4 protein-coding genes are annotated in these 9,485 nt (G+C 51.4%); 2 read left to right on the top strand and 2 right to left on the bottom strand.

All coding sequences use genetic code 11. The annotated features are described in order from the left end of the window. Window positions 1-392: 392 nt before the first annotated feature. Window positions 393-2,720: a glycoside hydrolase family 95-like protein gene (locus RDN79_RS18625; protein WP_298550971.1), complete on the top strand. Its 2,328-nt coding sequence runs from the start codon at window positions 393-395 to the stop codon at window positions 2,718-2,720. Window positions 2,721-3,018: 298 nt separating this feature from the next. On the opposite strand, the gene RDN79_RS18620 is transcribed toward RDN79_RS18625, so the two are convergent. Further along, the gene (locus RDN79_RS18620) at window positions 3,019-5,160 is read right to left on the bottom strand and encodes an alpha-L-fucosidase (RefSeq protein WP_298550969.1); all 2,142 of its coding nucleotides are present in this window, start codon (window positions 5,158-5,160) and stop codon (window positions 3,019-3,021) included. Between the two features lie 12 nt (window positions 5,161-5,172). Beyond that, on the bottom strand, window positions 5,173-6,804 hold the full coding sequence (locus RDN79_RS18615) for a glycoside hydrolase family protein (RefSeq protein ID WP_298550967.1): 1,632 nt from the start codon (window positions 6,802-6,804) through the stop codon (window positions 5,173-5,175). 277 nt (window positions 6,805-7,081) lie between these two features. Between RDN79_RS18615 and RDN79_RS18610 the strand changes: the two genes are divergently transcribed. Beyond that, window positions 7,082-9,391, top strand: coding sequence for an ABC transporter permease (locus tag RDN79_RS18610; RefSeq protein WP_298550965.1), 2,310 nt, complete (start codon window positions 7,082-7,084; stop codon window positions 9,389-9,391). The last annotated feature ends 94 nt before the right edge of the window (window positions 9,392-9,485 follow it).

Below are 9,485 nucleotides of genomic sequence, written 5' to 3'. Positions count from 1 at the left end.
CAACGAAGCCCCGAAGATGTCGATCACCTTCGGGGCTTGTTTTCTGTATGCTTTCATATCCCTTAGGTTTGGGGATAAAATACAAGTACCTGATATACTTTGAATGAAGTAAAAAACGGATCTCAGGACAGCTTATTTATGGGCATTGATAACCAACCAATTAGAGTTTCCTTGCGTAGGAAACGAAAATTCCCTGCGCGGGGAACGCAAATTTCCTACGTAGGAAACGGGAGTTCCCTGGGCTGGAAACGGGAGTTCCCTTTGCGGGAAACTCCACGGGAGTAAAGGGGCGATGGAACTAAATCCTGCTGAAAGGTACAAAGATACGGTTAAAGAGACCTTTTAATCGTACCTTTGCATGGTAATTGAAGAATAATATCGATTTCGTACGGATGAAAAAGAAATTTTGGATAACCTGCATAAGTGCATGCCTGTTGGCTGCCTGTTGCGAAAAGGAACCACTGCCTGCCACACCGACAAGCAGTGACCTGCAGTTTGATCACTTGGCCACGACTTGGGACGAAGGTGTCCCGTTAGGAAATGCCACAGTAGGAACATTGGTCTGGCAACGCGATTCGGTGCTGCGCCTTTCGCTGGACCGGACGGATCTCTGGGACTTGCGCCCGTCGGATAGCATTGCCGGCGGGAACAACCGCTTTTCCTGGGTATGCGAGCAGGTGAGGAAAGGCGACTATCTGCCGGTGCAGAAGAAATACGACCACCCTTATGATGCTTTGCCTGCCCCCTCCAAGATTCCGGGGGCGGCTTTGGAATTTCCGTTGAAGATCGGGAAGGTCGCTTCCGTACATCTATTTCTTACTAATGCCCTCTGTGAGGTGGTCTGGGAGAACGGGACGAAGCTGAAGACGTTCGTGCATGCCGGCGAACCGGTCGGATGGTTTGTCTTCGAGAACCTGCCGGATACGGTTTCGCCGGAAATCATAGCACCCCGATACAGCGATCCGGACGAGGTCGCAGGCGACAACTCGCATGCCGGCCCGGCTTTGGGACGCCTCGGATATAAACAGGGGACGATACGGAAGGGATCCGGCACGACCACTTTCCATCAGGAAGGGTGGGGAGGCTTTTCGTACGATGTGGTCGTCCGTTGGCAGCAGAAAGGCGGCACGCTCAGCGGCGTATGGAGCCTGACCTCCTCTTCGTCCGCCGACCGTGCGGATCGGGAAACGGCAGAGGCGATGGAGCGCGGCGTGGAGGCGGACTACCGCACGCATATGGACTTCTGGAAAGGATTTTGGGCACAGTCGTCCGTCTCGCTGCCGGATACGCTCCTGCAGAAACAGTACGACAACGAGATGTACAAGTTCGGGTCGGCTGCCCGCGAGGACTCTTATCCGATCTCCCTCCAGGCGGTATGGACGGCCGATAACGGGATGTTGCCGCCCTGGAAAGGAGACTACCATCATGACCTGAACACACAGTTGAGCTATTGGCCCGCCTATGCCGGCAACCATTTGCAGGAAGGGATGGGCTACCTGAATACGTTGTGGAGCCAGCGTGACGTATATAAGAAATATACCCGCGAGTATTTCGGGACAGACGGGATGAATGTCCCCGGCGTCTGTACCCTGACCGGCGAGCCGATGGGAGGCTGGGTGCAGTATTCCATGTCGCCGACGGTCGGTGCGTGGCTGGGGCAGCATTTCTACCTGCATTGGAAGTATTCGGCAGACCGTGTTTTCCTGAAAGAGCGGGCCTACCCGTTCCTGAAGGACGTGGCGACCTATCTCGAACAGATCTCCACGGCCGATGCGGACGGAGTGCGCCGGCTGCCGCTGAGTTCCAGTCCGGAGATATTCGATAACTCGATCGATGCGTGGTTCAAGGATATGACGAATTATGACCTTTCCCTGATGCACTTCGCGTTCAACGCCGCTTCCGAGCTGGCCGCCGAATTGGAGCTGGCGGACGAGGCGGCCCACTGGAAAGCGATCGGTGCTCAGTTGCCCGATCTGAGTCTGGATGAGGATGGGGCTTTGGCCTTTGCAAAAGGTTTTCCCTACAACCAGTCGCACCGCCATTTCTCCCACGCCATGTCGATCCACCCGCTCGGTCTCGTCGATTGGAGCCAAGGCGGGAAATCTCAGGAGATCATAAAGGCGACCTTGAAGAAACTACAGGACTTCGGCCCCGATTACTGGTGCGGCTATTCCTATAGCTGGTTCGGTAACATGAAAGCCCGTGCCTTCGACGGGGAAGGGGCTGCCGATGCGCTCCGCACCTTTGCCGAATGCTTCTGCCTCCCGAATACGTTCCATGCGAACGGCGACCAGACGAAGAGCGGCAAGTCCCGATTCACCTACCGGCCGTTTACCCTCGAAGGCAACTTCGCCTTTGCTGCCGGTATCCAGGAGATGTTGCTCCAAAGCCATACGGGCGTTATCCGGGTATTCCCGGCTGTTCCGGCTGCCTGGCAGGATGTCTCCTTCGACAAGCTGCGTGCGATGGGGGCTTTCCTTGTCTCGGCCGAAAAGGTGGCGGGGCAGGTTCGTCAAGTCCGTATCCTGCCCGAACAGGGCGGAACGTTGCGCCTGGCCATTCCCGAAGGGTGCAAAGTCGCTTCCGTAACAGGCAACAAGGGAGAAAAGCAGGAGAAGGAAGGCATCCTGATCCTGGAAACAGAGAAAGGTAAAACTGTAACAGTACAATATAATTATCCGCATCGGGTTGTGATCGATTCGAAGGAAGATGATAGGTGAGTTAAAACCTTTGTGCTCTCTTTGGATAAAGGAAATACCCGCTTTTCGGAAGCAATAACGATTTTTTAGGCACGGATTTCACGGATTTACACGGATAAATTTATTTTCTTTCCGTGTGATCTGTGTAATCCGTGCCTAAATTATATCTATTGTAAGCAGGATTTTGTTTCGACACACCTTCACCCTTTTTTGAAAAAGCGTGCATGCTAAAAAAATACCCTCTATCCTGTCTGGAGCTACCTTATAGGGTACAGCCGGACGGGATAGAAGGTATATTTTTTAGCCTTAAGGGTATAGATCAGAACAGGTCTATTCCAGCAAGAGCGGCAGCCTCCGTACGGGCGGCGATTTCCGCTGCCTCCATTTTTACGTAACGGGCTTTTACTGCTTTCTTGAAATGATGGTAGCGTTTGGACGGATCGTTGATCAGGTTGCCGAATTCGAAGCGTTCCACCTCCTTCCAGTTCTTCCCGTCGTCGCTGATCCGGATGATACCGGCGACTGTCCCTTTTCCGCCCTGCTTTTGGGGCGTGTAGGCAAAGCCGCTTATTGTTTGTTCGTTGCCGAGGTCGATGGCAACGTAATCCGGGGTCTTGCCGGCTATCTTCCATCCTTTCTTGACCAGCCCGAACCGTTCCTGCAAGGTGGCTCCCTTTTCTCCGTTCAGGATGGCTACCGCTTTCAGTTCGCTGTTTCCCATCTGGAAAGGAGCTTTATATTCGGTAGAACTTGCCGATGGTTCCGTTCCGTCTGTCGTATAGTAGATCTTGAAACCCGCGTTCAGGTTCTCGGCAATGTTCTCGCCATGCGCTTTCCAGCCGAATTCCTGTGCCATCGGTTCGATGGTAACCAGTCCGTCCATGCTTCTCTGTGCGCTTAACCGGGGCGGACGGGCTTTGTAGTGATGGGCGGAGATGGTACTGATCGCGGGTGTCAGGCGGGATTCGAGTATGCGGACCCGGATCTTGTCCGTCGTGACATCTGGGAAGCGCAGGATTCGTTTGTAGCCGATGTTGGTGGCGTGGGCGATCTCTTTCCATCCTCCGTCGATCCAGGCGTCCACGGCGTGTTTCTCTACCCGTTCCCCGTTGGTGGCAATCGCTTCCTGGAGAACCAGACGGTTGAGGGTGACAGGTTGGGGAGTGGAGATGACGATTCCCGCCCCGTCCTTATCGACCGTCACATAGGTGCCTGCATTTTGGTCGAGCACCTCTTTCGGACCTTCTGCCTGACGGAACAGGTCGGTCCCGTAGGTTTCCCGGATTCGCTGGCCGGTTTCCTTCAATACGGCTACATCCGTCGGAGAGAATTTGCCGTCCCGGTTGGGAGGGATGTTCAACAGGAAGGTGGAGTTGCCTCCGACGGCGCGTTCATAGATGTCGAACACATCGTCGGTGCTTCGTACCTTCTGGTGCGTGTCGTCCCGGTAGAACCAGCCTTCGCGGATGGAAGTGTTGGTTTCGGCCTGCTGGTAATGCAGGTAGCGGGCTTTATAGAGCTGTTCACGGCTTCCGAGGTCTTTGTCGGTCATATCGGCAAAGTTCGACATCGTGTCCGGATTTGCCTGGTAGGGGATCACGTTCCATTCGGTCGACCGTGTGCCGCCGGCTTCGTTACCGCACCACCGGACATCTTCCCGTCCGAAGATAACGGCGTTGGGAGCAAGCGCCTTGATCAGTTTCTTCCAGGCGGGGTAGTTGTAGGTCTGTCCGCCTTTCCGCTTGGGGTGTGCCCCGTCGAACCATACCTCGTGGATCGGGCCGTATTCGGTCAGGATCTCGAAGAGCTGGTTCAGGAAGTATTCGTTGTAGTCGTCCACTACGAACTCGAAACGGGTCTTGTTGGCAAAAGGCCGTCCGGGGACTTCGCGCGGGATGGTCCGTTTGGTGTATGGGCTGAGGTTGCCGTACAACCCTTCCGGGTTTTCGATATGGTACAGGTCTGCCGGTGACAGATAGATACCTAACTTCAATCCGTACTTGCGGCAGGATTCGGACAGGTCTTTCAGGATGTCGCCTTTGCCGTCGCGGAAACCGGTGGACATGATGCCGTGTTTCGTGTAGCGGCTTTGCCACAGGACGAACCCGTCATGATGCTTGACTGTCAGGATCACCATCTTCATGCCGGCTGCTTTCATGGCCTCGCACCACTGGTCCGTGTCGAGTTCTTTCAGGTCGAAGACTTTCGGGTCTTCCTTTCCGCTTCCCCATTCCAGGCGGGTGAAACTGTTCGGCCCGAAATGGATGAAGGAGATAAACTCGTTTTGCAATGCTGCCAACTGGTTGGGCGAAGGCACGACATGGGCGGCTTTCGTGATGATGTCCGCGTGGCTGTCGCCTGCTTCGACCTTGATCGTGTTCTGAAATGGCATCTGCTTGTCCTGAGCTTGCCCTTGTAGGGAGAGCATGGCTCCGAGCAGGAGGATAAAGGTGTGTCTCATGTTTATAAATGATTATTTGGAGATATTGAAATTGTTTGTTTCTACTATTTGCCCATCCCGGAGGAAGACTACCTGGTAATCCGCCTTATCCGTCCATTTCCCCTTTTCAGGGGTAAAGGTGAGGCTTGCTTTTTCATACGGTTGCAGGGGCTTGACCGTATGACGGCCCATTCCTGCCCCGGCCTGCTTGATTTCGACTGTCATTTCTCCCGATGCCGATAGTCCGAAGTTCTGGACTTCCAGTTCGACTTCGTTCCGGCCTTCCCGGTAAACGGGACGTCGGCAGGACAATAGAGCCGGCTTGTAATCGACATAAGGCAGGTTCGCATATCCGAACAACAGTTTTCCGTTTTTATCCTTTCCGATCATCTTCGGAGCGAATTCATCCGGTGTGATGCCGCTTCCCTTACCGTCGAATGTCAGGATAAGGTCTTTTCCGGATGCTTCGGTTTTGACCACTTTACACCCTCTGCCGAAGTTCACTTCGTTGTAGGAGCCGAACCGCAGGGACGGCACATCGATCTCCCGGAGCGGGTCGAAGCCTTCTTCCGCCAGGACCTTGACCCGGATGGTTTCAGTGGAGGCCGTTATCGGTGTTCGGTTCAGGACGGATAATAGCATCCCCTTGTTCATCGGGATACAGATATTCTTCGAACTGTGGTTGTCATTGCCATGATCGTCCCATTTGACGGTATCGATGACGGCAAAGTTCATCTGCTCTACACGTCCCTGTTTGTCCTGGAAGACTTTAGGGCGTTCGTATTTGAACCAATGCTCCACATGCCCGTCCCGGTGGAAGGAGATGCCGGGCACATAGGCTTCTCCTTGTTCCGTCACCCAGTGGATGCCGTCTTTGGAACGTTGGTAGAAGGCGATACGTCCCAGCCAGTCATTCACGATCAGGTGGTATTGCAGGGAATCCCGCCAGATGACCGGGTCCTCGAACTCTCCTTTGACAGGCGGATAGACCCGCTTGTCCGTGATCTGCTCGTAAGGGGCGATGCCGTCTTTACTGATCCAGATGCCTCCTCCGCGGCAAACCGTCAGGTAAGAGCCATCCTGCCTTTTGGCAAAGCTGAGGTTGCTCAGTCCCTCGATGATCTTCCGGTCGCGGGGATCGAACGTGAACTTTCCGTATTGCCAGGGGCCGTTGACATTGTCCGCTATGTAATACCCGTCGATGACATATACGACGACCCGGCCGTCGTTGAGGACGAAAGCCTCTGGGTTATGTCCTTTCCCGATCGTGTCCTGGAGGACGAAAGGCCCGTGCAACCGGTCGCCGGTCGCATGGTAAACGGTGGAGTTGGGCCATTCCATATGCCCTTTGGGAGCGCTTTCCGGCCATCCGCATACGAACAGGTGGTATTTCCGGTCCGGCGTTTGCAGGATATTGCCTCCCCAGAAGGAGATATCGGGACGTTCGATGCCGTTGTCGATATAGCGGGGGCGTACACTGTCCGCTCCCCACGTGTCTCCGGAGAGCGTACCTTCGGGCATGGCTTCGAAACGGTCCATATAGCGTCCGCCTGTTATGAGACGGTCCCAATCGGCGGGGCGTTCCCTTTCCGTAATCTGGGCGGTCAGTGACAGGGGAACCAGACAGGTTGCTGCGAGCAGCAGGTGTAGTTTGTGTGTGTTCATCTTGTTCAGGTATATAAATGTTTGCCTCACGACGCTTGTTGCAAGGCAAATATACGGAAGACTATTCTATATATCGGTAAATGGACTCCGGTTTTTCATGGAAACTTCAATTTGATATCCAGGGGGAGAGCCGGGTGCAATTGTGCGATAGTGAACTGCCTTTGTGCGTGTTCGCACGATGATATGGGGACGTATGGGTCTATATCGTATTATATAATAGATGTTTAGCAATATGGCATGATTCTTGCAACATAATGGAAAAAACAGGAATAGAACCATGATTAAGCATTACTTGAAAGTTGCATTACGCAATTTGATGAACTTCAAAGTTCATAGTCTTATTTCGGCTATTTGTTTGGCGATAGGCATCACCTGCTTCAGTATGATGAATTATTTTATTGATGCCGTATCCGGTAATATTAAATTGTCCGATGATAGCCATATCCAGTTGGTGGGGACATCTCCCCAGACAGCCGCTGATATCTATTTGTTTAAGGAGGATTTTGATTATCTGAAGGGGTTGCCGATAGCGGGCATGGATGCCCTTGTGGCTTCTTCCTCCTATAGCGATAAAAAAGAAATTACGGCGATCGATAAAGAACAACGGGAACTGCCGTTTCTGGTGTCGTTCAAAAATGTATCCTCTAATTATTTCGCCTATAATTCGTTGAAATTGAAGTATGGCAATCAAGAAGTAACAGCTCCCGACGAGGTGATCGTCTCCCAATCGTTTGCCCGGAAAGCCTTTGGCAAAGAAGATCCGATAGGCCAGGTTATCCGTCAGGAGACAGAAGCTAACAGTCCGTCTGATATCATCAAAGTATATAAAGTGGTCAATGTCGCTTTGACAGAAGAGAAGGACTACCGTGGAAAAGCAATCGATTGTTATTTTCCTCTGTCCATGCAGTCCCGTACGCCACTCAGTATCAGATCACGCCTCACCGGACCAACTACGGCGGAGAACCTGAACGAACAGTTAAAGAACATGACTTGGAAGCATGGAGACCAGGATATCTGTTTATATGCTTTCCTGGAGTCGGAACGGAATGGCAGTGTCCAAAGAACGATAAGTATTCTGCTCTCCCGGTTCATAGCTTCGCTGATTTTATTGTCGGGTTTGATCAATTTCCTGAAGTTCATTATCCAGATGTTCTATAACCGGCAACGCGAACTGGTGCTTCGCAAATGTATCGGTTCGGACATCAAAGGATTGTTTGCCCTGCTTTTCGCCGAAATCTTCTGGATGCTATCCGTCGCTTTCTTTCTGTCATTGGTCGTGACGGAAATCATCCTCTCTTTGGCATATACGTACATCCCTCCGGACGACATGATCTCATTCTCCTTGGTAGATCTATATGGTTCGCAGTTAGGTTTGTATCTCGTTTTGTTGTTGATCTGCATGCTCGCCATTCTCTATCCTATCTATCGGTTACGCCGGTTGAGTGCCCTCCATTCGATCGTGCAGAGACAGAAGCGGCATGTGTTCCGCAATTTCATGATCGCTTTGCAATTGGCAATCTCTATCTTTTTCACAGGCGGTGTATTCGGCATAACGCTTTTGTTTGATGAGATGTTTGGAGGAATGTACCATCCTTTGAGCGCGGAAGAAGAGAATCAGGTTATTTCTATATCGATCAATACCATACGCATGCAGAACAATATGGATGCCATTCTTTCGGATATCCAGTCCTTGCCGGAGATAACCGACCGGATATCCGCTTTCAATACCTTCGATACCGATGTTTATACCTACATGACCTACATGAAAAACGGAAATCCGAGAGGAAATGTGCTGATGATCCAAGCAGAACCCCATTATTTTGAGTTCTTCAAGATCCCGTTCTCCGGAAAATTGGTGGATAAGGATGCTCAAGGTTTTGTTTATATAAGCGAACAGTTTAAAGAACAATTGCAGAGGGATAGTATAGAAGGTAGTGTCACGTTGGATGGCGAAGAATACCGGATTGCCGGGACTTACCGTGCACTGAACAAGGAGGGCGCTCTGAACAGGGTAGTCGGTTCTGTCTTTTTAGTTAACCCGCAAGCCTACTCCTATTACTTCAAAACCTCCCATCCGGATATTACTCCGGTCGCCCTGGAAAAAATAACGGAGATCTGCCGGCGTTATGTACCTGAGACGTTGCCTCTTGATATTCGTAATATGGGTGATTCCAAACAGTCCATTATGGGAACTGTAGCACTCTTGCAGACAGCATCCTTGTTGTTGGCGATAGTCAGCATACTCTTGTTGATATTAAGTATTTATTCCGGAATTTCCATGGATGTGGTAAATCGGCAAAAGGAAGTCGCCATCCGAAAAATAAACGGAGCTACCCCGAAAGTGATTGCCCTGTTGTTCGGCAAAATCTATCTGATTATTTACCTTTCTGTCTTCGTCATTATCTATCCGTTAGTACGATTGGTGTTGATAGGGATCGCTCAAAAAAGCAGTTTGAAAAGCATCTATAGTTGGAATTGGGGAATCTTGTTGTTCTTCACGATGGCTCTTTTGATCTTTCTGGTTACGGCATACAAGATTTATAAAGTAATGCACCTGAATCCGGCAAGTATTCTGAAGAAGGAATAAAAACGATCCCACTGCGTCTACCTGTTATGGAGGTGTGTCAGAACTCCTTTATCACGATCTTTTAGGCACGGATTTCACGGATTTACACGGATAA

It is taken from the genome of uncultured Parabacteroides sp. (genome assembly GCF_902493135.1).
Lineage (GTDB): Bacteria > Bacteroidota > Bacteroidia > Bacteroidales > Tannerellaceae > Parabacteroides.
The sequence above is the reverse complement of the archived record's forward strand: the minus strand, read 5'-3'. Positions and strand labels throughout refer to the sequence as shown.